Raw genomic sequence first — 26,511 nt, 5'->3', positions numbered from 1 at the left:
GGAGCGCTTTGACGCCCCGGCTGCAGCCTGGCCTGCCTAGGCCACCAGGCTGTGGATCTGCACGCCGTGGAAGCGCTCCAGCACCTCCCGTGCGCGTTGGATCTCGTCAGCCTTGGCGGCCGCGCCCCAGCCGAGCGGTGCGGAAAGGACTTCGGCCACCTCGACGAGGAGTTCACCGGTCACCAGGCCCCGGAAGGCAAGCGAGGTTCGCCGGACCAGGACATCGATGAGGTGCCCGATCTGCTCATTCCGGGCCATGAACTCCAGCTCACGGACGCTGAGTTCACGGGTGGAACGGAGCAGCCTGTCCGGGCCGGCATCAAGGTAGCGGATCACGTCGTCTGCCCTTGTGCCGTAGCGCGTCAGCAGGGCGGCGGAGCGGTCCGCGTCCCGGCCGGTGCCCATGTGTGCCTTGATCCATTTCTGGATCCCGGCATCGTCCTCGGGGAAGCCGGCCCCGCCTCCGATGGCGAGCTTCGCCGTCGAGACCTTCCGTTCCATCCCCAGCTCGGCGAGGACATCATTTGCCATGTGCTCGGCCAGAGCCCGGAAAGTGGTCCACTTACCGCCCACCAGGCTGAGTACGACGGCGGTTCCTGCGCCGGGTGCCCCGGCAGCCGGGGTGCGCCGTTCAATCCGGTAGTCGCGCGAGACAAACCCCGGCTGGGTGGCGTCGTGGCGTGGCAGCGGGCGGACGCCGGAGAACGTGTAGACGATCTGGTCACGCTGCACGGTGATGTCCGGGAAGACGTGGCCGATCAGGTTGAAGAAGTACTCGATCTCCTCCTCCGTGCACACTGCCTCCTGCGTCATGTCGGCAAGGACATCAGTGGTTCCCACCAGGACCCGGTCGCCCATGGGATAGATGAGGACGATCCGGCCGTCCGTGTGCTCAAAGAAGATCTCCCGGCCTTTGCAGGCCTCGAGCAGGACCGGGTGGTCCAGAACTATGTGCGATCCCTTAGTGCCGCCCATGAAGGCCGACGCCGCCCCCATGGCTTCGTTGGTCAGGTCCACCCAGGCGCCGGTGGTGTTGACAATGACGTCCGCGGTGAAATCAAACAGCTCGCCAGTCAGTTCGTCGCGGAGCTGGACCGTGGTGCCGGACTCTGTTGTGCCGGACTGCGTGGCAGCCCCGCCGAGCGAATGGAGTTCAAGGTAGTTGCTCGCCCGTGCTGTTGAGCTTTCCGGTCCGCCGCTGGCTTGCCCGGCTTTCTCGCCGTCCTGGAGCACATCGAGCGTAAGGCGCTCGGGGTTGTGGACCGAGGCGTCGAAGTAGGTGGCTGCGTATTTGATGCCCGGGTGCAGCTGCGGCAGTTCGGCGAGGGCACGCTTGCGTCCGCGGAACTGGTGGCGCGGCACGGAGCCGCCGTCCCGGGAGAACGAGTCGTACATGCTCAGCCCCAGTTTGATCAGGAAGGCGCCGCGCTCCTTGGGCTTGCCCTGCTGTTTGTGCGTGAGGAACCGCAACGGTGCGGACAGGACGCCTGAAAAGGTGCTGAAGATCGGGATGGTGGTCTGGAGTGGCTTCACGTAGTGCGGTGCGATCCGCAGGAGGCGGTTGCGTTCCACCACGGATTCGCGGACGAGGCGGAATTCCCCGTTTTCCAGGTATCGGATGCCGCCGTGAATCATATGGGAGGACGCACCGCTGGCACCCTGGCAGTAATCGCCACGCTCTACCAGGGCAACGTCCACTCCCTGCAGGGCGAGGTCACGGAAAGTTCCCACGCCGTTGATGCCTCCGCCGATGATCAATACCTTGGCATTCGGACGGTTCCGAAGTCCCTGCACCGATGCCCGCGGCACGGGGCTGTGGGCGGGCGTGGCTCCGCTGTGGCCGAATGAATCTTTGAGTCCCAACACTGCTCCCTGGGTTATTGGCGTGCCGGCATCCGCCGGACGCACCGTCGTTCTTCAACTATTGTTTGGAGTAATGGAAAATGGAGTCAAGCACTATGCACAAACGTGCAGAATGGAGTCAGAATGACGCCTTCCCGGCACTCAGATGCGCTGCGGGCTGCACAGATGTATTACCTCCAGGACCTGACGATGGACGCGATCGCCCGGGAATTGCGGACATCCCGGTCCACTGTTTCGAGGCTTCTGTCGGCGGCCAGGGACACTGGACTGGTCCAGATCCAGATCCGCAACCCGCTTGATACGGGCCCCGAACTCGAAAGCATGATCCGGCGCGAGTACAACGTGGACGTGCACGTTGTCCCGGTACTGGAGTCCTTGAACGAGGCGGAAACCCTGGACCGCGTGGCCATTCAGGCAGCCCGAACCATCGGCCCTTTGGTGGACTCCAATGCGATTATCGGTGTCGCGTGGGGTTCAACGATCAGTGCGGTCAGCAGGCACCTCACGCGCAAGATCACGCACGATACGGTTGTGGTCCAGTTGAACGGCGCCGGCAACATGCACACCACCGGTATCACCTACGCGAGTGACATCATGCGCCGCTTCGGAGGTGCCTACGGCGCACGCGTGGAGCAGTTCCCTGTTCCCGCGTTTTTTGACCATGCGGCTACCAAAACCGCCATGTGGAATGAGCGCAGTGTGCAGCGCATCCTGGACCTGCAGGCCCGGATGAGCATCGCGATCTTCGGCGTTGGGTCCGTGCACGCCGATTACCCGAGCCACGTCTATGCGGGTGGATACCTGGACGAGAGCGATCTCAAGATGCTGGCCCATTCAGATGTGGTGGGTGACGTGGCCACGGTCTTTTTCCGGCGTGACGGATCCTCTGACGGCATCGTCCTGAACGAACGCTCCACGGGTCCGGCGCTCGCCCAGCTGCGCCAGGTCCGGCGGCGGATCTGCGTGATTTCCGGGGCATCCAAGATCAACGGCCTGCGGGGCGCCCTCTCCGCCGGCCTTGCCACTGACCTGATCGTGGATGAAGCCACCGCGCGCCGCCTGGTGGGCTTTGGCGGTGTCGCCTGGCCCAATGGGTAAAGTCAATGCTATGAAAACCTCACCCCGGCTCAGCCTCAACAACGGTGTGCTGATCGACCAGTTGGGATTCGGGCTGTACAAAGTTCCGGCAGCGGAAGCATCCGGCCTGGTGGCCACGGCCCTCGGCACCGGATATCGCCACTTTGACACGGCAGCGATGTACGGCAACGAAACCGGCGTGGCGCGGGGGCTCGGCCCCGCCATGGATTCCGAAGGCAGAAGCGGCGGCTCCGGCGAATCCTCGCCCGGCCTGCGGCGCGAGGACGTATTTATCACCACGAAGGTCTGGAACGATGACCAGGGGTACGACTCAACCCTCCGTGCCTTCGATACCTCCATGGTCAACCTCGGCCTGGACTACGTGGACATGTACCTGATCCACTGGCCCTGCGCCAAGCGGGATCTGTTCACCGACACCTACCGCGCCCTCGAAACGTTGTACCGCGAAGGCAAAGTCCGCGCCATCGGTGTCTGCAACTTCCAGCCCGCGCACCTGGACCGGCTGCTCGAGAGCGCCGAAGTGGTGCCCGCCGTGAACCAGATTGAACTGCACCCGTGGCTCCAGCAGGCGGAGCTGAGGGACAAGCACCACGCCCTGGGCATCCGGACGGAAGCCTGGAGCCCCCTGGCGCGCGGACACGTTCTGTTGGATCCCGTGGTCCTGGCCCTGGCCGCCGAACACGGCAGGACAGCAGCCCAGATCATTCTTCGGTGGCACATCCAGCTGGGGAACATCGCCATTCCGAAGGCAAGCTCCGAATCCCGGATCCGGGAAAACCTGGACGTCTTCGGCTTTGAACTTTCAGACCGCGACATGGCAGCCCTTGCCGAGCTTGACCGCGGTCAGCGCACCGGGTCCCACCCCGACAACGTCAACTAGGACCGAGGGTCATGAAAACCGCCGATCAACAGCCATCCCCTGCGCCCTCCTTCTTCAGCGCCGGGCTGGCCGCCCGCACCCGGGCCGCCGACATCGTGATTAACGGCGGCACCGTGGCGTACTGGACTTACGAACCGATCCAGGCCACACCGGACACCCGCACCATCCTGGTCATTCATGGTTTCCGCGGCGATCACCACGGCCTGCTCCGGGTTGCAGACCAGTTGCCGGAAATGCGCATCATCATGCCGGACCTGCCGGGGTTCGGCAGCTCCGCCGCGTTTGTGTCCGGGAAACATTCGGTGGAGCAGTACGGCACTTTTGTCACCGACTTTATGGCGGCGCTCGGCCTCGGCCCGGACACCGTGCTGTTAGGGCACTCCTTCGGCTCGATCGTCGCCGCCCATTTTGTCGCCACCAACCCGGGTACCGTCACACCGCTGATCCTGATCAACCCCATCGCCGCGCCTGCCCTGGAAGGCCCCAAGGGCATCATGACCAAGCTGGCCGTCCTCTACTACCGGCTGGCGGCCCGGCTCCCCCGCCGGCTGGGACTGGCACTGCTGCGCAGTCCGCTGATTGTCAGGGTCATGAGCGAGGCCATGGCCAAGACGGCCGACACAGACCTGCGACGCTTCATCCACGGCCAGCACCATGCCTACTTCAGCGCTTTCGCGAACCGGGAAAGCCTCCTCGAATCGTTCACGGCCTCGGTCAGCGGCCATGTGGCCGAGGTTGCCGGGAAGCTGAGCCTGCCGGTGCTCCTGGTCGCCGGCGAAAAAGACGAGATTGCCACCCTGCCGGACCAGCACCGTCTCGCCGCGCTCCTCCCCGACGGCGTCCTCAAAGTCATTCCCGGCGTCGGCCACCTGATCCACTACGAAACGCCCGGCCCCGCCGCCGGCTTCATCCGCAGCTTCCTTAAGGACCACCCCGCGTGAAGATTGTCATCGATGCACGATTCACCCGGACCGATCATCACGACGGCATCAGCCGTTACGGGGCCAGCCTCATCGCCGCCACGGCAAAGGTGGCCGAGGTTTCCATGCTTATCAGCGACACGCGCCAACTGGCGCTGCTCCCGGATGTTCCGTACACATTGATCAACAGTCCGCTGTCCCCGCTGGAGCTGTTCGTGGCCCGCAGGATCAACCCGCTCGGCGCCGATGTTGTGGTGTGCCCCATGCAGACCATGGGCAGCTGGGGGCGCAAGTACGGCCTGGTCCTGACCCTGCACGACCTCATCTACTACGAGCACCCCGCTCCCCCGGGATTCCTGCCGGCACCCGTCCGCGTGCTCTGGCGGCTCTACCACAAGGCGTTCTGGCCGCAGCGCGTCCTCCTCAACCGGGCGGACACCGTGGCCACCATCAGCCGGACCACAGAAGCGCTCATGGCCAAGTACCGGCTCACCAAAAGGCCCGTGCGGATCATCAGCAACGCTCCGCAGCCCGCCCAGGAACCGCGTGATCCCGCCGCCGGGGCGGACCATTCGCTGGTGTACATGGGCTCGTTCATGCCCTACAAAAACGTTGAAACAATGGTGGCCGGCATGTCCGAGCTGCCGGATTTCACCCTGCACCTGCTGAGCAGGATCACCGCCGAGCGCCGGGCCGAGCTGGAGATCATGGTGCCGCCGGGTGCCACGGTGGTCTTCCACAACGGTGTCACCGATGACGAATATGCCGTCCTGCTCATGCGGGCCACCGCACTGGTGAGCCTCTCCCGCGCCGAAGGTTACGGTCTTCCGCTGGTGGAGGCCATGGCCCTCGGCACGCCGGTCATCGCCAGCGACATCCCGATTTTCCGCGAGGTGGGCGGCGACGCGGCAACCTACGTAGATCCCGCATCCCCGGCAGAGTTCGCCGCGGCCGTGCAGAAACTGCGGGACGACGCCCACTGGCAACAGGTGTCCCGCCGTTCCGTGGCACGTGCGCAGGAGTTCAGCTGGGACGAATCCGCGCAGCAGCTGGTGGACGTGGCCCACGACATCATGGCGCGGCGCAGCCGCTGACTGATGCCGCCAAAAGGAAGCCGCTAGAGGACGTCCACGCCGTCCAGCCTGACCTGGACCGGTTCCGTGGTCCTCTTGGCGGCGGCCGCAGCCTTTGTTGCACGTAACACCCGGGTGACAGTGGCTGCCTGCCCGTACGCGAAGAACAGCAGGGTCCGGGCGTCTTCCACGGCCCCCTGGGCACCCCCGGCTCCCCCGGCGGCCGCTGGACCGGTGAGGACCAGCGGAGCCGGTCCTGCGGTCCGCAGCGTCACGCCGGCGGCGGCCAGCTCCTTCTCCACGGTCCCGGAAAAATGTACGACGGCGGCCCGGGGGCCGGTGACCGAGGCAATCCTGACCGCCGGCGGCAGCTGGAGTTCCATCCGGAGTTCCAGCTCGCGCCTGGCGTACCCGGCCGGGTCCCACCGCAGCAACGCGCCAACAGCAACACTTTCCGTCGCGGTGATGACCACCAGTCCGCCGTCGGACGCCGGGCGCACCAAAGCCGCGGCGTTGAACCAGCGGCGCACCGTGTCTTCCCCGGCGCGAAGGTTCTCCCGGCGGAGCAGGGAGTCACCGTCCAGGAGCAGCGCCGCTGCGTAACCGCCCTCCGCCACGGGCTCGGCCCCGACGGTGGCCACCACCAAGGCCTTGGCGCTGCCAACGCCGGCCTTGATGTTGCCGCCCGAGGACGTAATGACGGTTTTTTCCGGGAAATGCCCTGCCCAGCTCTTCGGCTGTGCGCAGGACGCCGGTGGCGCCCTTACGGAGCTTGTGCCCCGCGCAATGGGCACACTGCCACTCCGGCGCCGGCGTGGAACACCAGCGGCATTGCGGGATCGCAGAGCTGCCGCTGGCTCCGGCCAGGGCAAGGGGACCTTGGCAGGCCTGGCACCGGGCAGGTTCGCGGCACGTCTCACAGACGAGCGACGGCGCGTAGCCGGCGCGTGCCACCTGCACCAGGACGGGCCCACGTTCCAGCCCGTCCTTGGCAGCCCGCCACGCGGCACCGGGAAGCCGCGCAACCAGGGCCAGGGGGTCGCGTTCCTGCTCGAAGCTGTCCGCCGTGTTCAGTACCCGGGGCACGGTCTGTCGTGCGAACGCCCGATCGGCCTCAACGGGCATGGCCCAGCCGGCCTCCACCAGCCGCTGGAGTTCCGTGCTCCTGGAATGACCGGCCATGAGGCAGGCTGTGCCTTCCTGGTCCGCGCGCAGCAGCAGCACGTCGCGGGCATGGGCGTACGGGGCACGCTGTTCGATGTGGAGGTCATCGCCGTCGTCCCAGCAGGCAACAAGGCCCAGATCCCGGACCGGGGCAAACGCTGCCGAGCGCGTGCCGATGGCTACGCGCGCGGACCCGGCAAGGAGGCGCAGGAAGTTCCGGTAGCGGGGGGTGGGGCCGTCGTCGGATGTCAGGCGGGCGATATCGTCGGCGGGCAGCACAGCCAGGAGCGCCTTTTCCAGCTGGTCCAGGTCCCGGTAGTCCGGCACCACCACTACGGCGCCGCGGCCGGAGGCACGGACTGCTGCCACGGCCGTTGCCATCAGGTGCGGCCAAGCTGCCGGGCCGAATCCCTGGAGCGGGTTGAAGACCGCCCGTGGAGATCCGCCGTCCCTCAGGTGGCGGACAAATGCCGGGCCGTTGCGGTACCCGGTCCAGTCTGCGTCAGTCCCGGCAGGGACGTCCGGGCCGGTCAAGGCCCCGGCGTCGGCGAGCGGATCCGGTGCCGCAGGCTCTGCTTCGGGGGGCGGGAGGAAGTCCTTCTCGAGCCTCGCCATGCGCGGAGGCACCGCGACGCGAAGGACGTCACTGACGGTCCCCGCATACCGGGCCGCGACTGCGGACACCAGATCCCGGACAGCCGGAGTCAGGACGACGACGGGAGAGACCACCTTCTGCAGGGGCACCAGGGTGTGGCCGGCGTCGGATTCTTCAGTCCGTTCAATGATGAACCCGGACAGGTCCTGGCCGTTGAAGCTGACCTTTACCCGGACGCCGGCCTGTGCGGCCCCGTCCAGTTCGGCCGGCACGCTGTAGTCGAAAGGCCGGTCCAGATGCGGCAGCGGCGTCTCCACGAGGACCCTGGCCACCGGAAGGTGCGCGGCCAGCGGGGGCCCGGACGGCCTGGCCTTCGCCGGGAAGCCCTGCAGCAGCGACAACTGGACGGCGCCGGGAGGGACAGACTCATCAGAGGCCATGGCGGACTGGCCTACGCGTTGAAGAAGGCCTTCAGGTCCTCCACCCGGTCCAGGCGCTCCCAGGTGAAGTCGGGATCGTCACGGCCAAAGTGTCCGTGCGCGGCGGTCTTCGCGTAGATGGGACGCTTGAGGTCCAGGGCATCGATGATGGCACGCGGGCGGAGGTCGAAGATCTCCGCGATGGCGGCGCTGATCCTGGCCGGGTCTACCGTCTCGGTGCCGAAAGTCTCGACGTACGTGCCCACGGGGCGGGCCTGGCCGATGGCGTAGGCAATCTGGATCTCGGCGCGCTTTGCCAGTCCGGCGGCCACGACGTTCTTGGCAACCCAGCGCATGGCGTAGGCAGCGGAACGGTCCACCTTGGAGGGGTCCTTGCCCGAGAAGGCGCCGCCGCCGTGGCGGGCCATGCCGCCGTAGGTGTCCACAATGATCTTGCGTCCGGTCAGGCCGGCGTCACCGACGGGCCCGCCGATGACAAACTCACCGGCCGGGTTCAGGATGTTGGCAGCCCGGGAAATGTCCAGGTTGGCTGCAGCCAGGACGGGCTTAATGACAAAGGCGGCGAGGTCCGCGCGCAGCCGGTCCAGGCTGGTGCCTGCGGCGTGCTGGCTGGAGATGACGACGGTTTCGACGGAAACCGGGACGTCCTTGTCGTAGCCGATGGTGACCTGGGTCTTGCCGTCGGGGCGGAGGTAGGACAGTTCCCCGGACTTGCGTACCTCGGTGAGGCGTTCGGACAGGCGGTGCGCGATCCAGATCGGCACCGGCATGTAGGACGGGGTTTCGTCGCTCGCGTACCCGAACATCAGGCCCTGGTCGCCGGCGCCCTGGAGGTCGTAGTCGTCCTCCTGGCGGCCTTCGCGGGCTTCGAGGGAGTTGAAGACACCCCCGGCGATGTCGTTGGACTGCTGTCCGATGGAGACGGACACGCCGCAGCGGGCACCGTCAAAACCGTTGGCCGAGGAGTCGTAGCCGATGCCGAGGATGGTTTCGCGGACGATCTGCGGGATTTCGACGTAGGCGTCGGTAGTGACCTCACCGGCAACGTGGACCAGGCCGGTGGTGGCCATGGTCTCCACGGCGACGCGGGACTCGGGGTCCGCGGCGAGCAGTGCATCCAGGATGGCGTCACTGATCTGGTCGCAGATCTTGTCCGGGTGGCCTTCAGTGACCGACTCGGACGTGAAGAGCCGGAGTGCGGAGGGCGTGGCCCCGTGGGTGTGGGGAATGTGCAGCGGTAAAGTCACTCAACTACCTTACTGGTTGGGAATCGGACGTCCGGCGGCGTGTGTCCCCGTGCTAAGGAAACGGTGCGTGGCTTTCGGTCAGGCGCGTGGCGAAACGTGGTTCAGCTCATAGCCGACCCGCGTGATGACGGCGGCCGAAACCTCTGTTTTGGTTCCGGCGGCCAGTTGTGGTTCGGCGCCGGAGCGGGCAAGGATGACTACCGAGTTGCTGTCCTGGCCAAAAACCTTGTCCGATCCCACATGATTGACCACCAGGAGGTCGCAGCCCTTGCGCTTGAGCTTTGCCTCCGCGTAGGTCAAGACGTCGCCCTGGCCGTCACCGGTCTCTGCTGCGAAGCCCACAATCAGCTGGCTGCGGCGGCTGGCCTCGTTTTCGGGAGCGTGGTCCCGGACCTCGACCAGTTCCTGGAGGATGTCCGGGTTCCGGACCAGGGAAATGACGGGGTCCGCGGTGTCATCACGTTTTTTGATTTTGGTCCCGGAGATCTCCGCGGGGCGGAAGTCCGCCACGGCCGCAGCCATGATCACGACGTCGGAATCCGCCGCGGCTGCCAGCATGGCCTCGCGCAACTCCAAGGCGGTCTCAACGGTCACCACGTCGACCCCGGCCGGCGCCGGGACCTCCATATGGGCGGCGACCAGGCGGACCGTGGCACCCGCGTTGCGGGCGGCGACGGCCAGCGCCACACCCTGCTTACCGGAGGACCGGTTGCCCAGGAAACGGACGGGGTCCAGCGGTTCCCGCGTTCCGCCTGCGCTGACTGTGACGGTCCGCCCGGCTAGCGGAAGCTGGTAATCGGACTGGCCCTGGGCGAGTGCCATGGCGGCGTCGAAAATGGCTTCGGGCTCAGGCAGGCGGCCCGGACCGGAGTCGGTGCCGGTGAGCCGGCCGCTGGCCGGTTCCAGGACGGCCACTCCCCTGCTCCGCAGCGTTTCAACGTTGGCGCGGGTGGCGGCGTGCTGCCACATCTCCGTGTGCATGGCGGGGGCAAAGAGTACCGGGCCGCTGGCCATGAGCAGCGTGTTGGTGAGGAGGTCGTTGGCTTGTCCGGTGGCCGCGCGCGCCAGCAGATCGGCCGTCGCGGGCGCCACCACGATGAGGTCGGCCTCATGGCCGAGCCTGACGTGGTTGACCTGGTGCACGTCGTCGAAGACGCTGTTGCTGACCGGGTTCCCGGAGAGGGCCTCCCACGTGGCGACACCCACAAAGCGGGTGGCTGCCTCAGTGGGAATCACCGTGACATTGTGGCCGGCTTCAGTAAAAAGCCGGAGGAGCGATGCGACCTTGTAGGCCGCAATCCCTCCCCCGACTCCGAGGACTATGCGCACGTGACCTCCGTCAACAGGGCAGTCTGAACTTACTCTGCGGGTTCGATCGGCGTGGAAACGAGCTTGCCTTCGTTGATTTCGCGCAGGGCGATGGACAGCGACTTCTCGTTCAGCTTGGTGTCGACCAGGGGGCCGACGTACTCGAACAGGCCCTCGTGCAGCTGGGCGTAGTAAGCGTTGATCTGACGTGCACGCTTGGCACCGAAGATCACCAGGCCGTACTTGGAATCAGCTGCCTGAAGCAGTGAGTCGATCGGCGGGTTGATGATGCCTTCAAGGTTCGTGGACACGAATTCTCCAAATTCTAACGGGCTGGCTGGTACCGGCTACTTGTGCGGGTGCGGGGTCAGCCCCATGAGTGAAACAAGCTCGTCCGCTGCCCGGCGAACGTCATCATTGATGACGGTGTGGTTAAACTCCGGTTCAGCGGCAAGTTCCAGTTTAGCTGTTTCCAGCCGTTGCTGCTGCTCCTGCTCGGTTTCCGTGCCGCGACCCACCAGGCGGCGGACCATTTCGTCCCAGCTGGGCGGTGCCAGGAACACAAACTGGGCGTCCGGAACGGCCTGCTTGACCTGGCGTGCACCCTGCAGATCGATCTCCAGCAGGACGGACCTGCCGGCGGCGATGGCCTCGTCCACGGAACTCCGCAGCGTGCCGTAGGTGTTCTGGCCGTGGACTACGGCCCATTCGAGGAACTCGCCGGCTGCAACGAGCGACTCGAACTCTTCCCTGGACTTGAAGAAGTAGTGGACGCCGTCCTGCTCACCGGGCCGCGGAGCGCGGGTGGTGGCCGATACGGAAAGCCAGACTTCGGGGTAGTTATCCCGGATGTAGGTGGACACGGTGCCTTTGCCAACAGCCGTCGGACCAGCGAGGACTGTCAGTCCCGGTTTCTTGCTCACGTATTCCTTTGCGGCGGAGTTTGGGTTCGGGCGCCCCTGGGAACGCCCTATTTCTCGTCTATAAAATCTACCAGCGCCTGGCGCTGGTGAATGCCCAGTCCGCGGAGCCGGCGGGACGCCGCTATGCCCAACTGCTCCATAATGGCTGCAGCCCTGACTTTTCCGATGCCCGGCAGGGCCTCCAACAGCTCCACCACCCGCATCCGGGCGAGGGCGTCATCCGCGGCGGCGGCACCGATAAGATCCGCTGCCGACGTCTTGCCGTTTTTGAGGCGCTCTTTGGCGGCCGCCCTGGCGGCCCGCGCGGCGGCCGCCTTGTTCAGGGCCGCCGCGCGTTCCGAAGGAGATAAGGGTCGCAGGCTCATGGAGGACACCCCCGGATTCATCGGCTGAGTCCAAGGCGACCGCCATTGGACTTGTCCTGAAACCTACCCCTTGGTGGGCGGCGAATCAATGGATGCCAGCATTGAGGGCGCCTATTTGCCGCGGAGCCCCTCAAGCGTGCGCAACGCAGCATCACGGAGACCCTGGGTCCCTGGACCGGCAGCCAGGATATCCCGGCTGGACGTCCCCAGGACCTGCGGGTACGCGGCACCGAAGGTCCGGCGCAGGTCTGCCGGTGTGGCCCCCTGGGCGCCCAGCCCGGGAGCCAGGATGGGCCCGCGGACCGCCGGCAGGTCCAGGTGCAGGTCAGTCAACGCTGACCCCACGGTGGCGCCGACGACGAGTCCAACGGACCCCAGGCTGCCGGCATAACGGCTGTTCTCTGCCGCTGCCGCCTCGACGATCCGCCGGGCCACGGAGTCGGCTCCGCCCACATGCTGAACGGAAGCCCCCTCCGGGTTGGAGGTCAACGCCAGGACAAATACGCCCCGGCCGTAGTCCGCTGCCAGGTCAAGGGCCGGGCGGAGCGACTCAAACCCCAGGTACGGGCTGAGGGTCACGGAGTCGGCTGCCAGGGACGAGCCGTCCCGCAGCCAGGCGTCCGCGTAGGCAGCCATCGTGGAGCCGATGTCCCCCCGCTTGGCGTCAGCAATGGTGAGCACCTGGCCATCGGCGGCGGCCAGCACTTCCTCCAGGACTGCCATCCCGGCCGAACCGTGGCGCTCGTAGAGCGCCACCTGCGGCTTCACCGCGGCAGCGAGCGAACCGACAGCCTCCAGGACCGTCAGCGAAAACCGCCTCAGCCCTGCGGCGTCGTCGGCCAGTCCCCAGTCCTTCAGGAGAGCCGGGTGCGGGTCAATGCCCACGCACAGCGGCCCGCGGGCCGCCATGGCCGCCCCGAGCCGGGAGCCGAAGGACTCCCGCGCGGGGCTTGATGGTGTGGAGGCGGCCTCAGGCATTCTGCGAAACCGCAGACTCGGCCGCCGCGTTCTCCGCAGCTGCCTTCTGGGACGCCACCAGGGCGGCGGCGTGCTCCTGCAGGCTGGTCACTGACCACTCGTAGGTGCGCATCGCCTCGATGGCCTGCACCGCCGCGTTGAACTCGGCCACCGTGGTGATGCAGGGGATGCCGATGGAGGTCGCGGCGGCGCGAAGGGCGTAACCGTCGCTGCGGGCTTCGCCGCCGGAGGGCGTGTTGAAGACCATGTCGATCTCGCCGGCGATAACGAGGTCTGCGATAGTGCCCTCACCTTCGGCACTGCTGCCCTCGGCGACCTTGCGGACCGTGCTGGCCTGGATGCCGTTGCGGCGCAGGACGTCGGCGGTGCCGCCGGTGGAGACGATCTCGAAGCCGAGGTCCGAGAGGCGCTTGACGGCCATGATGACCGCCCGCTTGTCCCGGTTGGCCACGGAGACAAAGATCTTGCCTTCGGTGGGCAGGGCGTTGTTGGCGGCTGCCTGGCTCTTGGCGAAGGCGGTGTCGAAGTGCTTGTCGATGCCCATGACTTCGCCGGTGGACCGCATTTCCGGGCCGAGCAGCGAGTCCACAACTTTGCCTTCCGGGGTGCGGAAGCGGCTGAACGGAAGGACGGCTTCCTTGACCGAGACCGGGGCGTCGAGCGGCAGGGTGGAGCCGTCACCGGTTTCCGGCAGCATCTTGTAGGCGGTCCGGAGCTGGTGGATGGTGACACCCGTGCCTATCAGCGCGGCAGCCTTCGCCATCTGGACGCCGGTCGCCTTGGAGACGAACGGCACAGTGCGGGAGGCCCGCGGGTTCGCTTCGAGCACGTAGAGAACGTCCGAGGCCAGCGCGAACTGGATGTTGATCAGGCCGCGGACGCCCACGCCCTCGGCGATGGCGCGGGTTGCCGTACGGACACGCTCGATCACGTTGTTGCCCAGGGTGATGGGAGGCAGGACACACGCGGAGTCGCCGGAGTGGATGCCGGCCTCCTCGATGTGTTCCATGATGCCGCCCAGGTACATGTCGGTGCCGTCGAAGAGCGCGTCGACGTCGATTTCGACGGCGTCCTCCAGGAACCGGTCGATCAGCACCGGGTGGTCCGGGGTGATTTCCGTGGCGTTGGCGATGTACCGGGAGAGGTTCGGCTCGTCGTAGACGATTTCCATGCCGCGGCCGCCGAGCACGTAGGACGGGCGGACCAGGACGGGGTAGCCGATCTCGTCGGCGATCTTCTTGGCGTCGTCGAAGGACACCGCCGTGCCGTTCTTCGGGGCGATCAGCCCGGCGTTGTCGAGCACGCGGGAGAATTCGCCGCGGTGCTCGGCGAGGTCGATCGCTTCCGGGGACGTGCCCAGGATGGGGACGCCGGCGTCGGCCAGCTGCTGCGCCAGCTTCAGCGGCGTCTGGCCGCCGAGCTGCACAAAGACACCCATCACGCCGCCGGTGCGTTCCTCGGCGGCGATGACCTCGAGGACGTCCTCCAGGGTCAGCGGCTCAAAGTAGAGGCGGGTGGAGACGTCGTAGTCGGTAGAGACCGTCTCCGGGTTGCAGTTGACCATCACGGTTTCGTAGCCGGCCTTGCGCAGCGCCATGGAGGCGTGGACGCAGGAGTAGTCGAACTCGATGCCCTGGCCGATGCGGTTGGGGCCGGAGCCGAGGATCAGGATGGAGGGCTTGGAGTGCAGCGCAATCTCGTCCTCCTCGTCGTAGGACGAGTAGTGGTACGGGGTGTAGGCGGCGAACTCGGCGGCGCAGGTATCCACGGTCTTGTAGACCGGACGGATCCCGAGGGCCTGCCGGACACCGCGGACCACGGCTTCGGAGTTGTGCGTGAGGGACCCGATCTGCTCGTCCGAGAAGCCGTGGCGCTTGGCGCGCTTGAGCATCTCCACGGTCAGGGCTCCGGCCTGGCGGATCTCGTGGGAGATCCCGTTGAGCAGCTGGAGCTGGTCCAGGTACCAGGGGTCGATCTTGGTGGCTTCGAACAGCTGTTCCACGGTGGCGCCGCCGAGCAGGGCGCGCTGGACCTGGTGCAGGCGTTCCGTGGTGGGCCGCTTGGACTTCTCGATCAGCTCCGCGACTTCCCATTCGGGGACGGAGCTGAAGTCCAGCTGCGAGCCCTTCTGTTCCAGGGAGCGCAGGGCCTTCTGCAGCGCTTCGGTGAAGTTGCGGCCCATGGCCATCGCTTCGCCCACGGACTTCATGGTGGTGGTGAGGGTGTCATCCGCAGCCGGGAACTTCTCGAAGGCGAAGCGCGGAACCTTGACCACCACGTAGTCCAGGGTGGGTTCGAAGGACGCCGGGGTCTTCTGCGTGATGTCGTTCGGGATCTCGTCCAGGGTGTAGCCGAGGGAGAGCTTGGTGGCGATCTTGGCGATGGCGAAGCCGGTGGCCTTGGATGCCAGGGCGGAGGAACGGGACACGCGCGGGTTCATTTCAATAACCACTACCCGGCCGGTGTCCGGCTCAATGGCGAACTGAATGTTGCAGCCGCCGGTGTCCACGCCCACCTCACGGATGACGGCGATGGAGATATCGCGCAGACGCTGGTATTCGCGGTCCGTCAGGGTCAGCGCCGGTGCCACGGTGATGGAGTCGCCGGTGTGCACGCCCACGGGGTCGAAGTTTTCGATGGAGCAGACCACCACGACATTGTCGTTTTTGTCGCGCATCATCTCAAGCTCGTATTCCTTCCAGCCGAGGATGCTCTCTTCGAGCAGCACCTCGGTGGTGGGGCTGTACTGCAGGCCCTGGCCCACGATGCGGCGCAGGTCGTTTTCGTTGTAGGCCAGGCCGGAGCCGAGGCCGCCCATGGTGAACGAGGGGCGGACCACCATCGGGTAGCCCAGGTCCTCGGCCGCGGCCAAAGCCTCGTCAATGGTGTGGATGATGTGGCTGCGGGCCGATTCGGCGCCGCAGCGTTCCACCACGCCCTTGAACTTTTCACGGTCCTCGCCAAGCTCGATGGCCGCGATGTTCGCGCCGATGAGCTCCACGTTGTACTTGGCCAGCACGCCGTTTTTGTCCAGCGCGATGGCCGTGTTCAGCGCGGTCTGGCCGCCCAGGGTGGGCAGGATGGCGTCCGGGCGCTCCTTGGCGATGATCTTCTCCACCACCTCGGGAGTGATGGGCTCGATGTAGGTGGCATCGGCGAACTCGGGGTCCGTCATGATGGTGGCCGGGTTCGAGTTCACCAGGATGACCCGCAGGCCCTCCTCCTTGAGGACACGCAGGGCCTGGGTGCCGGAGTAGTCGAACTCCGCGGCCTGGCCGATCACGATCGGGCCGGAACCGATGACCAGGACGCTCTTAAGGTCAGTTCTCTTGGGCATTACTTCTTGTCCTCAGTCTTGGAATCGGTGGTGTTCTCTGAGCCGGTTTTGGTGACGGCCATCAGGTCGATGAAACGGTCAAACAGGTAGGCGGCGTCGTGCGGGCCGGCTGCGGCTTCCGGGTGGTACTGCACCGAGAAGGCCGGGATGTCCAGGCACGCGAGGCCTTCGACGACGTCGTCGTTGAGGCTGATGTGGCTAACCTCAACGCGGCCGTAGCGCTCCTCGGGAGCCTGCGTGGCGCCGTCGAGCGGTGCGTCCACGGCGAAGCCGTGGTTCTGGGAGGTGATCTCCACTTTGCCGGTGCGGCGGTCCAGGACGGGCTGGTTGATGCCGCGGTGGCCGTAGGGGAGCTTGTAGGTGCCGAAGCCCAGGGCTCGTCCCAGGATCTGGTTGCCGAAGCAGATGCCGAAGTACGGCAGCTTCTCGTCCAGGACGGACCGGAGCAGCTTGACCTGGGCGTCTGCCGTGGCGGGGTCGCCCGGGCCGTTGGACATAAAGAAGCCGTCCGGGTTGACGGCCTTGACGTCCTCGAGGGTGGAGGTTGCCGGCAGGACATGGACGCGGACGCCGCGCTCGGCGAAGCGGATGGGCGTCATGGCCTTGATGCCGAGGTCGATCGCGGCAATGCTGAAGCGCGCCTCGCCGTCCCAGCCGTGGTCCTGGGGGTCCACCACATAGGCTTCGCTGACGCTGACTTCCTCGGCCAGACGGGCACCTTCCATCGGGGCGCTGGCCAGGACCGCGTCAACGAGTTCCTTGTCCGTGGCCTTGGCGGCCGCACCCGAGAAGATGCCGGCGCGCATGGTCTTGTGCTCACGCAGGTGGCGGGTGATGGCACGGGTGTCCACGCCCTGGATGCCGACAATCCCCTGCCCGATGAGCTCCTCGTCCAGGGAGCGTTCGGAGCGCCAGTTGGAGGGGCGGCGGGCGGCGTCGCGGACGATGTAGCCGGCCACCCAGATGCGGCGGGACTCGGCGTCCTCGCTGTTCACACCGGTGTTGCCGATGTGCGGCGCCGTCTGCACCACCAGCTGGCGGGCGTAGGAGGGGTCGGTGATGGTTTCCTGGTAGCCGGTCATGCCGGTGGCGAACACCGCTTCGCCCAGGGCCGTGCCCTGCGCGCCGTAGCTGGTGCCGCGGAACATGCGGCCGTCCTCCAGGACCAGCACCGCCGGTGTGGGAACTGTGGTGGAAAGGGCTGCTGGTGCCGCAGTCTCTGCTTTTGCTGTCGCTGTTTCTGTCACTACTGCTTCTGACACTTCGTTGGAGTCTGTCACTGTCTTACTTTCCACTCTGGGGATCCTGGGAATGTTCCTGGGGGGCGGCGGCGATCAATTGCTGAAGGGAGTCATAGAGGGCGTCCTTGTCGGCGGCCCGGCGGGTCCGGAAGCCCGTGTCGAGTTCGTGGGTCCCGAGGTCCCAGGTGAGGACCAGGAGCCCGTCCTTTTCCACGAACTTTCCGGCCATGCCGCTTTCCTGCCGGACGGCGGTCAGGCTGCCGGCCGGGATGTAGAGCGCCGGCGCACCGGTTCTGTCGAAGAGGACGCCATGCGGGTACACGCTGAGGACCGCATTGGTCCGGATGCCAAGCCGGTGTACCGCGATCCGGTCCAGCCAGTCTCCGGCGGTGGTGGACGCAACGTACTGGCCGTCGGCCCCGACGAGCGGCACGCCGGGCGCCTCTGGCACGTCGGGCAACCGGCCGACGTCGGCCTGCCGCCTGAGGCGGTTGCGCCAGCCTGCCCAGATCATCAGCAGGACGACGGCGATGACCGCGGCCGTGATGAGGCCGGTAAGGAGTTTGGTGTCCATCAGGAGGCGCCTGCCGCAGCCGGTTCGCGGTACGGCGTGTTGAGCTGGCCGTCCAGGACGGTGGGGTGGCCCTTGTAGAAGGTGGCCACCACCTTGCCCGGCAGCTCCAGGCCGGCGAACGGGGAGTTGCGGCCCATGGTTGCCATCTTGGCAGGGTCAACGGTCCAGCGGGCTGCGGGATCCACAAGGATGATGTTGGCGGGTTCGCCGGCGTCCAGGGGACGGCCCTGGTCCGTCACCCGGCCGATCTGCGCCGCGGCCGTGGAGGTCACCCTGGCAAAATCGGCCCAGGTCATGAGGCCGGTCTCGATCATGGTGTGCTGCACTACGGACAGAGCGGTTTCCAGCCCGGTCATGCCCATCGCGGCCTGCGCCCACTCGCATTCCTTGTGCTCGCTCGGGTGCGGGGCATGGTCGGTGCCCACCACGTCGATGGTCCCGTCAGCCAGGCCGGCGCGCAGCGCCTGCACGTCAGCATCGGTCCGCAGCGGCGGGTTGACCTTGTAGACGGGGTTGTAGCTGCGGACCAGGTCGTCGGTGAGCAGGAGGTGGTGCGGGGTGACCTCGGCGGTGACGTTGATGCCGCGTTCCTTGGCCCAGCGGATGATCTCCACGGAGCCGGCAGTGGAGACGTGGCAGACGTGCAGGCGGGAGTCAACGTGCTGCGCCAGCAGGACGTCACGGGCGATGATGCTCTCCTCGGCGACTGCCGGCCAGCCGGTGAGTCCGAGGACGGCGGAGACGGCGCCCTCGTTCATCTGGGCCCCGGCGGTAAGGCGGGGTTCCTGCGCGTGCTGGGCCACCACGCCGTCGAACGCTTTGACGTACTCCAGGGCGCGGCGCATCAGCACGGGATCGTGGACGCAGAGGCCGTCGTCGGAGAACATGCGGACCTGGGCACGGGAATCTGCCATGGCACCGAGTTCGGCGAGCTGCTCGCCGGCCAGGCCGACGGTCACGGCGCCGACGGGACGGACGTCCACCCAGCCGGCCGCGCGGCCCAGGCTGTGGACCTGTTCCACCACACCGGCCGTGTCCGCCACCGGGTTGCTGTTGGCCATGGCGTGGACCGCGGTGAAGCCGCCCAGTGCGGCGGCGCGGGTGCCGGTCTCGACGGTTTCGGCATCTTCGCGGCCGGGCTCGCGCAGGTGTGTGTGCACGTCCACCATGCCGGGCAGTGCCACCAGGCCGGCGGCTTCGATGACGGTGGCGCCGTCCGCGTCTTTGTGGGTGGCAGCGGCTGCGCCCCGGGCGGAGATGACGCCGTCACTGATGAGCAGGTCCTCGGCCCCGGCGCCCAGGATCGATGCACCGCGGATCAGGTAGGTTCCGTTGTTCTCTGCCATCAGTTGCTCTCCTTGGTGGAATGGGCGGCGTTTGAACGCGCTGCATTGGTGTGGGCTATGTTGGCGCGGGCTGTGTTGGTGGCCGCGCCCGCGGAGGCGGTTGGTTCGCGGGTATCCCCGGAGAGCAGCAGATAGAGGGTGGCCATCCGGACGGAGACGCCGTTGCGCACCTGTGCAAGCACGGTGGAACGGGGCGAGTCGGCGGCGGCGGAAGAAATCTCCAGGCCACGGTTCATGGGTCCGGGATGCATGATGATGGTGTCCTTCAGTCCCAGGCTATCCAGGGCCCGGAGCCGGTTGTCATCAAAGCCCCAGCGGCGCGAGTATTCGCGCGTGGAGGGGAAGAACGAGGCGTTCATCCGCTCACCCTGCACGCGCAGCATCATCACTGCGTCCACACCCTGCGCCAGGGTGTCATCCATGTCGTAGCTGACCTTGCACGGCCAGTGTTCGACGCCGATGGGCAGCAGGGTGGGTGGCGCCACGAGGGTGACTTCGGCGCCGAGCGTGCGGAGCAGCCAGACGTTGGAGCGGGCAACGCGGGAGTGCAGGACGTCCCCGGCGATGGCTACGCGCATGCCTTTGAGGTCTGCCCCGATGGACGAGGAGCCCGCCAGCTTTGACCAGTGCCGGCGCATGGTGAAGGAGTCCAGGAGGGCCTGCGTGGGGTGTTCGTGGGTGCCGTCGCCGGCGTTGATGACGGCGGCGTCGATCCAGTCCGTCGCGGCGAGCCGGTGCGGCGCGCCCGAGGCCCAGTGCCGGATCACGACGGCGTCCGCGCCCATGGCTGCAAGCGTCTGGGCTGTGTCCTTGAGGGATTCGCCCTTGGAGACGGAGGAGCCCTTCGCGGCGAAGTTGATGACGTCGGCGGACAGCCTCTTGGCGGCCGCTTCGAAGGAGATCCGCGTGCGGGTTGAGTCCTCGAAGAAGAGGTTCACCACGGTGCGGCCGCGGAGGGCCGGGAGCTTCTTGACTTCGCGGTCCCCGACGGCAGCCATTTCCTCGGCGGTGTCGAGGATGCGGATGGCGTTGGCCAGGCTGAGGTCTTCAGTGGAGAGGAGGTGTTTCACGCGCCGCCCTCGATAACCACTTCGTTGACAACGGAGCCGTCGGCGGCGGTGTCGGTTTCCTCAAGGCGGACCCGGACCTTCTCGGCGGACGAGGTGGGCAGGTTCTTGCCCACGTGGTCCGCCCTGATGGGCAGCTCACGGTGGCCGCGGTCGATCAGCACAGCCAGCCGGACGATCCGGGGACGGCCGAGGTCGATGATGGCGTCAAGGGCGGCACGGATGGTGCGGCCGGAGTACAGGACATCATCGATGAGCACCACAACCTTGTTATCGATTCCCGTGCGCGGGAGCTGTGTGGGGTACGGCGGCCTGGTGGGCTGGTGGGAAAGATCATCGCGGAACATGGTGACGTCCAGCTGCCCGACAATGGCCGTGGCGTCCACGGTGGGGTCCGCAGCCGCAATCTTGTGTGCGAGGCGGACGGCCAGCGGGTAGCCGCGGCGCGGAATGCCCAGCAGGACCAGGTCCTTGGACCCTTTGTTGGCCTCAAGGATCTCGTGGGCGATTCGAGTGAGTGCACGGTCAATGTCCGCCTGGTTGAGGACAACCCTGGCTGGAACCGGTGCGTTTGTGACAGAAGTCAAACTCTCGTCTCCCCTTTCCCCGCCTCTCGGGACGGAATTAAAAAAGGATCATTTGCGTTTCAAAATTACCACATCGGCAGGGGCATCATAGGCTTCCAGTATGTCCATGCACCCTCATCAGCCGGGTTCCGGCCAGGCCGGTGGGCCGGCCGGCCCACCGGATCCTTTCCCCACACAGGCGAACCCCAGCTGGATGGGCCGGGTTGAACCTGAGTACTACCGGCCCGCACCCGGATCCAACGCGGCCCAGCTGCCGCCGCTGGGGCCTCCACAGGCAACCCTGGCTGGCCGGCGGCCCGCAGGCCTCCTGGCACTCACGGTGGGCGGCGCCGCCCTTGTCTTCCTGAGCCTGTTCCTGGTGGTGCCGTTCCTAGTAGCCAACACCGGCGTGGGCGGGTTCCTGGCGGGGTTTGTGCTGTCACTGATCCCGCTGTCCGCGGTGCTCCTTGCGGTCTATCTGATCGACCGGTGGGAACCGGAACCCAAGCGGCTCCTGGTCTTCGCGTTCACCTGGGGAGCTGCGGTGTCCATCGCGGTCACGCTGCTCATCCAGCCGTTCTTTGCCCTGACCTTCCAGTTCAGCGAGGTGGCTGACTTCCAGACGTTTATGGCCACCGTCCAGGCGCCCGTGGTGGAGGAGTTCGCCAAGTCCCTGGGCCTGCTGCTGATCCTGCTGCTGGCGCGCAAACACTTCGACGGTCCGGTGGACGGCATAGTCTTCGCCTTCACCATCGCCGGCGGCTTCGCGTTCACCGAAAACATCCTCTACTTTGGACGGGCCATCGCCGAATCCGCCAACCCGGGAACGGATCTGGCCCAGATCTTCCTCCTCCGCGGCGTGATGTCACCCTTCGCCCATGCCATCTTCACGGGAACCACCGGCCTCATCATGGGTTTCGCCGCCCGCCGCTGGCACTCCGGAGCCTCGGTGCTGGCCTTTCTCATCGGACTGATCCCGGCGATGCTGCTGCATAACCGGTGGAACAGCATGGGCGCGGGGTTCCTGGCGGAATACATCCTGATCCAGGTGCCCATCTTTGTGCTGGCCGTTGTGGGCATCATCCTCCTCCGCGTCGCTGAAAACCGGCTCACCCGCCAACGGCTGATGGAATACTCCGCGGCTGGCTGGTTCAGCCCCGCCGAGGTGGAACTGCTGGCCACCCCGCGCGGCCGGCGGACCGCCCTGCAGTGGGCGGCCGGCTACCAACGCCGCCCGCAGATGAAGGCGTTCCTCCACGCTGCCACCCAGCTCGCCTTCATCCGGCAGCGCATCCTCAGCGGCCGCGACGTCCGGCTTCACCAGATGGAGGAGCAGCAGCAGCTGCAGCTGATTCTGTCCCTGCGCGCCGCCGTCGCGGGCTGACGTGGGCGCTGTTCGGTTCCTCCGGCTAGGTTCCCCGGAGAGCCTCCTGCAAAGCCGTCATTGACAGTGCCTCATCAAGGACTTTGCCGAAGTTCGCCGCATCGTGGGCGAACCGGCCCAGGAAGAGCCCGGAGACGCCGTCGAGCGCGGGCAGCAGCCCTGGCTTGGCCGACCCGCCATAGATAACTGGCGGGTCCCCCAACGCGTCGCCTGCCCCGTGCGAATGGGCGGCCAGCAGCGTCCGCAGTGAACGCACGACGGCGGCGACGTAGCCTGCGTCGGCGGGCTCCGTTGCTCCAATGGCCCAGACCGGTTCGTAGGCGATCATGAGCCGGGATGCCAAGTCCCAATCACCGCCGACCGCCTCGTCTATCTGCTGATGGACAAATGCCGCCGCTCCGCTGGCTCCGGTCCCGCTTTTTTCATTGCGTGTTTCCTCGCCCACGCACAGCAGCGGGGTGATGCCGGCGTCGTCGGCTGCCCTGACTTTCCGGGCGATCATGGTGTTGTCCTCGCCGAAGTGCCGCCGCCGTTCGGCATGGCCGATCTCCACGAGGCTTACCCCAAGCTCGGCCAGAAGCGACGGCGACACCTCACCTGTCCACGGTCCGTCCGCCCAGCCGCAGTTCTGGGCCCCCAGCAGAAGCGGTGATCCTGAGATGACGCCACCGGCGGCCGGAAGGACCGGGAAGGAAGGGATCACAAACGGGACCACCCGCCCGGCCGCAAGGGCCGGACGGGAGTCCACTTCATGCTGTATGCGGGCGAGCCAGTCCAGGCAGTCCCGGTATCCCATGTACATCTTGGTGCTGACGCCGATGTAGAGGATCTCCGGGGTGCCGCTCTGGTCAGCGCTGCTGCATTCAGTCATGGCCGGTCACTTGTTGTCGAGCAGATCGTCGGCCTTGTTGCGGAACCTCTTGGTGGCGTACATCATGATCGCCGCCACGAACGGAAGGACACCCAGGGCGTACACGCCCATGGTGCCGGTGTCCGATGCGGTGACCTGATTGACCGTGGTCCGCAGGATGGGGGCCACGAAACCGCCCAGGTTACCCAGCGAGTTGATCAGGCCGATGCCCGCAGCGGCCGCCGTTCCGGTGAGGAACGCCGTCGGGTAGGACCACGCGATGGGACCGATCGAGAGGAAGCTGCACACCGCCAAGGTGATGAAGATGATGCCCAGCGCCGGCAGGTGATTGGAGCCCGCCCAGGCGGAGCCGAAGATGCACAGGCCGGTGGAGATGAACAGGCCCGTGCCCCAAACGCGGCGGCGGACGATGGTGTTTGCCGCCTTGCCGATGAAGTAGCACGCGAAGATGCCGAAGAACCATGGGATGGCCGCTAGCAGGCCCACTTCGATGCCCACCTTCTGCCCGGTGAGCTGTGCCACCTGCTGCGGCAGATAGAACGTCACGCCGTAGACGGCGATCTGGAGGCAGAAGTAGATGGCGGTGAAGTACCAGACCTTGCGGTTCTTCATGGCGGCGACGACACCGCGGGGGCCGTCCTTTTCCTTGACCCCGTCCTCGAGGGCCATAACGTCCAGCAGCGCCTTCTTCTCGTCCTTGTCCAGGAATTTCGCGTCCTGCGGGGTATTGATGAGGAAGAAGTACGCCGCAATACCGGCGAGTACCGCCAGCATGCCTTCAACGAAGAACATGACCTGCCAGCCGGCAACGCCGGGAACCTGGTCGCCGATGTTGATGAGCCACCCCGACAGCGGGGCCCCCATCATCTGGGAGAACGGCTGGGCCAGGTAGAAGATGGCGAACATCTTGACGCGGACCTTGTTGGGGAACCAGGCCGCCAGGAACATGATGACGCCCGGGAACAGGCCGGCCTCGGTCACACCGAGCAGGAAGCGCAGGATGATGAAGGACGTCTCGCCCTGGACGAAAGCGAAGCAGGCGGAGACGATGCCCCACGTGATGGCGATGCGGGCCAGCCACATCTTGGCACCGAACTTGGTCAGCAGCAGGTTGGAAGGGATCTCGAACAAGGCGTAGCCGATGAAGAAGATGCCCGCGCCCAGGGCATACGCGCCGGCGGTGATGCCCCTGTCCACTTCCAGTGCTGCCTCGGCGAAGCCCACGTTGGTGCGGTCCAGGAATGCCACGACGTACAGGATGACGAGCATGGGCATCAGCCGGAAGGAGGCTTTGGAGATCGCAGATTTGAGGACCGGTGAATCCAGCAACTCCTTGGTGGCGTTTGTTCCAGTGGTGACAGTCATTCAAACTCCTCGTTGAGTAAGCAGGTGAGCAAATCAGTGGAAGGTGGAGCGATTAAAGCGAGAAGGCGATGAGTATTGCGCCGACCAGGCAGGCGAACACGCCCACGGCCAGGTAGATTCTGCGTTCCTTGGTCCAGGAGCCCATGGTGGTCCTTCCTAGTGCATGTAGAGTCCGCCATCCACGTTCAGCGTCTGGCCGGAGATGTATCCGGCGTCCTCGCTGATGAGGAAGGCGATGGCTGCTGCGATGTCGCGTGTGGAACCGACGCGGTTGACCACGAGGTCCTTGGTGAGTTCGTCTTTGCGTTCCTGGCTGAGGGTGCCGCCCATGATGTCCGTGTCGACGGGGCCGGGGGAAATGGCGTTCACCGTGATGTCGTACTCCCCCAGCTCGCGGGCGGTGGCGCGGGTCAGGCCGATGACCCCAGCCTTGGCCGCGGAGTACGGCGTTTTGGAGAAGGTGCCGCCGCCGCGTTGGGCGGACACTGAAGAGATGTTCACGATGCGTCCGATCCGGTTCTTCGCCATGGATTCAGCGACGCGGCGGGTGGCGTAATGGACACCGTTGAGGTTGATGCTCATAACGCGGTCCCATTCAGCGGCGTCCAGTTCAAGATACGGAACAGGTGAGCTGACGCCGGCCACGTTGGCCAGTGCGACGACCTGCGGCAGCTCTGCTTCGATCGAGTCGATGGCTGCGCGGACGGATGCTTCGTCGCCGATGTTGGCGCCGACGCCGTGGGCCTTCACGCCGTACTGCGCGGCGATTTCCTTGGCGGTGGCCTGGGACTGGGCGTCATCCAGGTCGATGATGCCGATGTTCCAGCCCTGGGCGGCAAGGTACCCGGCCGTGGCGCGGCCGATACCGCGTTCGGAGACGGCGCCGGTGATGATGGCGGTGCGTTCAGCGGGGAAAGTGGCCATGGAAATGCTCCTTAGTTGATGGGGGCCGGGCCGAGCTCGTCGATGAGCTTCTGCATGGCCACGTAGGCCCTGTTGCGGTAGGCGATGAGTTCCGGGGTGCGTTCGGCCGGGACGTTGAGGAAGCCGGCGCCGGTCTTGGTGCCGAGTTTGCCTGCTTCCACCAGGTCACTCAGGATCCTGGGCGTGGCGAAGCGTTCCGGGAACTCGGTCTGCAGTGACTTGTAGCAGAAGTTGTAGACGTCCAGGCCGGCCATGTCTGCGATGGCGAACGGACCGAAGAACGGCAGGCGGAAGCCGAAGGTGGTGCGGACCAGGGTGTCCACGTCCTCGGCGGTGGCGATTCCCTGCTCCACGAGCTGCGCGGCCTCGTGGAAGAGGGCGTACTGCAGGCGGTTCAGGACGAATCCGGTGACGTCCTTGACCACCGCGGTCTGCTTGTTGGCGGCATGGACCAGGTCCCGGACGGCACCGATGGTGGCGGCCGAAGTGCCGGCATGCGGGATGATTTCCACACCAGGGATGAACGGGGACGGGTTGGAGAAGTGCACGCCCAGGAACCGCTCCGGGTTGGCGACCGGCTCGGACAGCTCCGCGATGGAGATGGTTGACGTGTTGGAACCGATGACGGCGTCCGGCCGGGCGGCGGCGCTGATCCGCGCCAGCGTCTGGTGCTTGATGGCGATGACTTCGGGCACGGCTTCTTCGATGAAGTCGGCATCCGCCACGGCTTCCTCGATGTCCTTGGCCGCCCACAGATTCTGCTTGAGGATGGCCGTTGAACCCTCGGGGAACAGGCCGTCGGCGACGAACTGGTCCGATTCGGCCAGCAGCCGCTCATAGTTGTCCTGCGCCACCGCGGCGGAGACATCGGCCAGGGCAACCCGGGCTCCGCCCAGTGCCAGGACCTGGGCAATACCGCCACCCATGTATCCCGATCCGACGACGGCGATCTTGCGTGCGCTGTTGGGTGTTGTGGTCATGA

The 26,511-nt window shown here is 66.3% G+C and carries 22 protein-coding genes and 1 pseudogene; 5 read left to right on the top strand and 18 right to left on the bottom strand.

What is annotated here, in order from left to right; all coding sequences use genetic code 11:
• Nucleotides 1-36 precede the first annotated feature (36 nt).
• On the bottom strand, nucleotides 37-1,863 hold the full coding sequence (locus tag MUN23_RS19370) for a glycerol-3-phosphate dehydrogenase/oxidase (protein ID WP_371875939.1): 1,827 nt from the start codon (nucleotides 1,861-1,863) through the stop codon (nucleotides 37-39).
• 123 nt (nucleotides 1,864-1,986) lie between these two features.
• Between MUN23_RS19370 and MUN23_RS19365 the strand changes: the two genes are divergently transcribed.
• Genes MUN23_RS19365 through MUN23_RS19350 form a run of 4 tightly spaced genes read left to right on the top strand, consistent with a single transcriptional unit; the run spans nucleotide 1,987 to nucleotide 5,855 of the window.
• Nucleotides 1,987-2,961 carry a sugar-binding transcriptional regulator gene (locus MUN23_RS19365; RefSeq protein WP_248760486.1) on the top strand — a complete coding sequence of 325 codons (975 nt, stop codon included), beginning with the start codon at nucleotides 1,987-1,989 and terminating at the stop codon, nucleotides 2,959-2,961.
• A 10-nt stretch (nucleotides 2,962-2,971) separates the two neighbouring features.
• Nucleotides 2,972-3,841: an aldo/keto reductase gene (locus MUN23_RS19360; protein ID WP_104060716.1), complete on the top strand. Its 870-nt coding sequence runs from the start codon at nucleotides 2,972-2,974 to the stop codon at nucleotides 3,839-3,841.
• An 11-nt stretch (nucleotides 3,842-3,852) separates the two neighbouring features.
• A complete protein-coding gene (locus tag MUN23_RS19355) occupies nucleotides 3,853-4,782 on the top strand; it encodes an alpha/beta fold hydrolase (protein WP_248760484.1) in 930 nt (309 codons plus the stop codon).
• Nucleotides 4,779-5,855: a glycosyltransferase family 1 protein gene (locus tag MUN23_RS19350; RefSeq protein ID WP_248760482.1), complete on the top strand. Its 1,077-nt coding sequence runs from the start codon at nucleotides 4,779-4,781 to the stop codon at nucleotides 5,853-5,855. The genes MUN23_RS19355 and MUN23_RS19350 overlap by 4 nt, the downstream gene beginning before the upstream one ends.
• 23 nt (nucleotides 5,856-5,878) lie before the next feature.
• Here the strand turns inward: MUN23_RS19350 and MUN23_RS19345 are convergent.
• The 13 genes and pseudogenes from MUN23_RS19345 to pyrR form a co-directional block, all read right to left on the bottom strand.
• A pseudogene (locus MUN23_RS19345) lies at nucleotides 5,879-8,033 on the bottom strand (primosomal protein N').
• Nucleotides 8,034-8,044: 11 nt separating this feature from the next.
• Nucleotides 8,045-9,280: a methionine adenosyltransferase gene (gene metK, locus MUN23_RS19340; protein WP_141140716.1), complete on the bottom strand. Its 1,236-nt coding sequence runs from the start codon at nucleotides 9,278-9,280 to the stop codon at nucleotides 8,045-8,047.
• Nucleotides 9,281-9,358: 78 nt separating this feature from the next.
• Nucleotides 9,359-10,609, bottom strand: coding sequence for a bifunctional phosphopantothenoylcysteine decarboxylase/phosphopantothenate--cysteine ligase CoaBC (coaBC, locus tag MUN23_RS19335; protein WP_248760480.1), 1,251 nt, complete (start codon nucleotides 10,607-10,609; stop codon nucleotides 9,359-9,361).
• Between the two features lie 29 nt (nucleotides 10,610-10,638).
• A complete protein-coding gene (gene rpoZ / locus MUN23_RS19330; RefSeq protein WP_248760479.1) occupies nucleotides 10,639-10,899 on the bottom strand; it encodes a DNA-directed RNA polymerase subunit omega in 261 nt (86 codons plus the stop codon).
• A 36-nt stretch (nucleotides 10,900-10,935) separates the two neighbouring features.
• The gene (gene gmk, locus MUN23_RS19325) at nucleotides 10,936-11,511 is read right to left on the bottom strand and encodes a guanylate kinase (RefSeq protein ID WP_248760478.1); all 576 of its coding nucleotides are present in this window, start codon (nucleotides 11,509-11,511) and stop codon (nucleotides 10,936-10,938) included.
• Between the two features lie 47 nt (nucleotides 11,512-11,558).
• Entirely contained in the window at nucleotides 11,559-11,876 is a 318-nt protein-coding gene (gene mihF / locus MUN23_RS19320; RefSeq protein WP_168223552.1) for an integration host factor, actinobacterial type, read from the bottom strand.
• Nucleotides 11,877-11,987: 111 nt separating this feature from the next.
• Nucleotides 11,988-12,854 (bottom strand): orotidine-5'-phosphate decarboxylase, encoded by an 867-nt coding sequence (pyrF, locus tag MUN23_RS19315; RefSeq protein WP_248760477.1) that lies wholly within the window; start codon nucleotides 12,852-12,854, stop codon nucleotides 11,988-11,990.
• On the bottom strand, nucleotides 12,847-16,191 hold the full coding sequence (gene carB, locus MUN23_RS19310) for a carbamoyl-phosphate synthase large subunit (RefSeq protein ID WP_248760476.1): 3,345 nt from the start codon (nucleotides 16,189-16,191) through the stop codon (nucleotides 12,847-12,849). The genes pyrF and carB overlap by 8 nt, the downstream gene beginning before the upstream one ends.
• The gene (carA, locus tag MUN23_RS19305) at nucleotides 16,191-17,438 is read right to left on the bottom strand and encodes a glutamine-hydrolyzing carbamoyl-phosphate synthase small subunit (RefSeq protein ID WP_371875938.1); all 1,248 of its coding nucleotides are present in this window, start codon (nucleotides 17,436-17,438) and stop codon (nucleotides 16,191-16,193) included. The genes carB and carA overlap by 1 nt, the downstream gene beginning before the upstream one ends.
• Nucleotides 17,439-17,475: 37 nt before the next feature.
• A complete protein-coding gene (locus MUN23_RS19300) occupies nucleotides 17,476-18,006 on the bottom strand; it encodes a hypothetical protein (RefSeq protein ID WP_248760475.1) in 531 nt (176 codons plus the stop codon).
• Nucleotides 18,006-19,352 (bottom strand): dihydroorotase, encoded by a 1,347-nt coding sequence (locus MUN23_RS19295; RefSeq protein ID WP_248760474.1) that lies wholly within the window; start codon nucleotides 19,350-19,352, stop codon nucleotides 18,006-18,008. The genes MUN23_RS19300 and MUN23_RS19295 overlap by 1 nt, the downstream gene beginning before the upstream one ends.
• Nucleotides 19,352-20,422 (bottom strand): aspartate carbamoyltransferase catalytic subunit, encoded by a 1,071-nt coding sequence (locus MUN23_RS19290; protein ID WP_248760472.1) that lies wholly within the window; start codon nucleotides 20,420-20,422, stop codon nucleotides 19,352-19,354. The genes MUN23_RS19295 and MUN23_RS19290 overlap by 1 nt, the downstream gene beginning before the upstream one ends.
• Nucleotides 20,419-21,006 carry a bifunctional pyr operon transcriptional regulator/uracil phosphoribosyltransferase PyrR gene (gene pyrR / locus MUN23_RS19285; protein WP_056340241.1) on the bottom strand — a complete coding sequence of 196 codons (588 nt, stop codon included), beginning with the start codon at nucleotides 21,004-21,006 and terminating at the stop codon, nucleotides 20,419-20,421. The genes MUN23_RS19290 and pyrR overlap by 4 nt, the downstream gene beginning before the upstream one ends.
• A 100-nt stretch (nucleotides 21,007-21,106) precedes the next feature.
• Between pyrR and MUN23_RS19280 the strand changes: the two genes are divergently transcribed.
• Nucleotides 21,107-22,369: a PrsW family intramembrane metalloprotease gene (locus tag MUN23_RS19280; protein ID WP_248760470.1), complete on the top strand. Its 1,263-nt coding sequence runs from the start codon at nucleotides 21,107-21,109 to the stop codon at nucleotides 22,367-22,369.
• A gap of 25 nt (nucleotides 22,370-22,394) precedes the next feature.
• Here the strand turns inward: MUN23_RS19280 and MUN23_RS19275 are convergent, their stop codons facing one another.
• The 4 genes from MUN23_RS19275 to MUN23_RS19260 all read right to left on the bottom strand — a co-directional run bounded on the left by MUN23_RS19275 (nucleotide 22,395) and on the right by MUN23_RS19260 (nucleotide 26,509).
• On the bottom strand, nucleotides 22,395-23,240 hold the full coding sequence (locus MUN23_RS19275; protein WP_248760468.1) for a triose-phosphate isomerase family protein: 846 nt from the start codon (nucleotides 23,238-23,240) through the stop codon (nucleotides 22,395-22,397).
• Nucleotides 23,241-23,246: 6 nt separating this feature from the next.
• A complete protein-coding gene (locus MUN23_RS19270) occupies nucleotides 23,247-24,605 on the bottom strand; it encodes an MFS transporter (RefSeq protein ID WP_248760466.1) in 1,359 nt (452 codons plus the stop codon).
• 156 nt (nucleotides 24,606-24,761) lie between these two features.
• On the bottom strand, nucleotides 24,762-25,529 hold the full coding sequence (locus MUN23_RS19265) for an SDR family NAD(P)-dependent oxidoreductase (RefSeq protein ID WP_058932366.1): 768 nt from the start codon (nucleotides 25,527-25,529) through the stop codon (nucleotides 24,762-24,764).
• A gap of 11 nt (nucleotides 25,530-25,540) precedes the next feature.
• A complete protein-coding gene (locus MUN23_RS19260) occupies nucleotides 25,541-26,509 on the bottom strand; it encodes a 3-hydroxyacyl-CoA dehydrogenase family protein (protein WP_248760464.1) in 969 nt (322 codons plus the stop codon).
• Nucleotides 26,510-26,511: the final 2 nt, after the last annotated feature.

Origin of the sequence: Pseudarthrobacter sp. SSS035 (assembly GCF_023273875.1) — a bacterium.
Classification (GTDB): domain Bacteria; phylum Actinomycetota; class Actinomycetes; order Actinomycetales; family Micrococcaceae; genus Arthrobacter.
This window is presented reverse-complemented; position numbering and strand designations above follow the sequence as displayed.

What these genes read in the sequence shown, in the direction of transcription:
- MUN23_RS19260 (WP_248760464.1), bottom strand. Translation starts at nt 26,509, where the DNA reads ATGACCACAACACCCAACAGCGCACGCAAGATCGCCGTCGTCGGATCG.
- carB (WP_248760476.1), bottom strand. Translation starts at nt 16,191, where the DNA reads ATGCCCAAGAGAACTGACCTTAAGAGCGTCCTGGTCATCGGTTCCGGC.
- MUN23_RS19275 (WP_248760468.1), bottom strand. Translation starts at nt 23,240, where the DNA reads ATGACTGAATGCAGCAGCGCTGACCAGAGCGGCACCCCGGAGATCCTC.
- MUN23_RS19295 (WP_248760474.1), bottom strand. Translation starts at nt 19,352, where the DNA reads ATGGCAGAGAACAACGGAACCTACCTGATCCGCGGTGCATCGATCCTG.
- pyrF (WP_248760477.1), bottom strand. Translation starts at nt 12,854, where the DNA reads ATGCCTGAGGCCGCCTCCACACCATCAAGCCCCGCGCGGGAGTCCTTC.
- MUN23_RS19355 (WP_248760484.1), top strand. Translation starts at nt 3,853, where the DNA reads ATGAAAACCGCCGATCAACAGCCATCCCCTGCGCCCTCCTTCTTCAGC.
- MUN23_RS19270 (WP_248760466.1), bottom strand. Translation starts at nt 24,605, where the DNA reads ATGACTGTCACCACTGGAACAAACGCCACCAAGGAGTTGCTGGATTCA.
- MUN23_RS19300 (WP_248760475.1), bottom strand. Translation starts at nt 18,006, where the DNA reads ATGGACACCAAACTCCTTACCGGCCTCATCACGGCCGCGGTCATCGCC.
- MUN23_RS19365 (WP_248760486.1), top strand. Translation starts at nt 1,987, where the DNA reads ATGACGCCTTCCCGGCACTCAGATGCGCTGCGGGCTGCACAGATGTAT.
- MUN23_RS19280 (WP_248760470.1), top strand. Translation starts at nt 21,107, where the DNA reads ATGTCCATGCACCCTCATCAGCCGGGTTCCGGCCAGGCCGGTGGGCCG.
- MUN23_RS19265 (WP_058932366.1), bottom strand. Translation starts at nt 25,529, where the DNA reads ATGGCCACTTTCCCCGCTGAACGCACCGCCATCATCACCGGCGCCGTC.
- mihF (WP_168223552.1), bottom strand. Translation starts at nt 11,876, where the DNA reads ATGAGCCTGCGACCCTTATCTCCTTCGGAACGCGCGGCGGCCCTGAAC.
- MUN23_RS19360 (WP_104060716.1), top strand. Translation starts at nt 2,972, where the DNA reads ATGAAAACCTCACCCCGGCTCAGCCTCAACAACGGTGTGCTGATCGAC.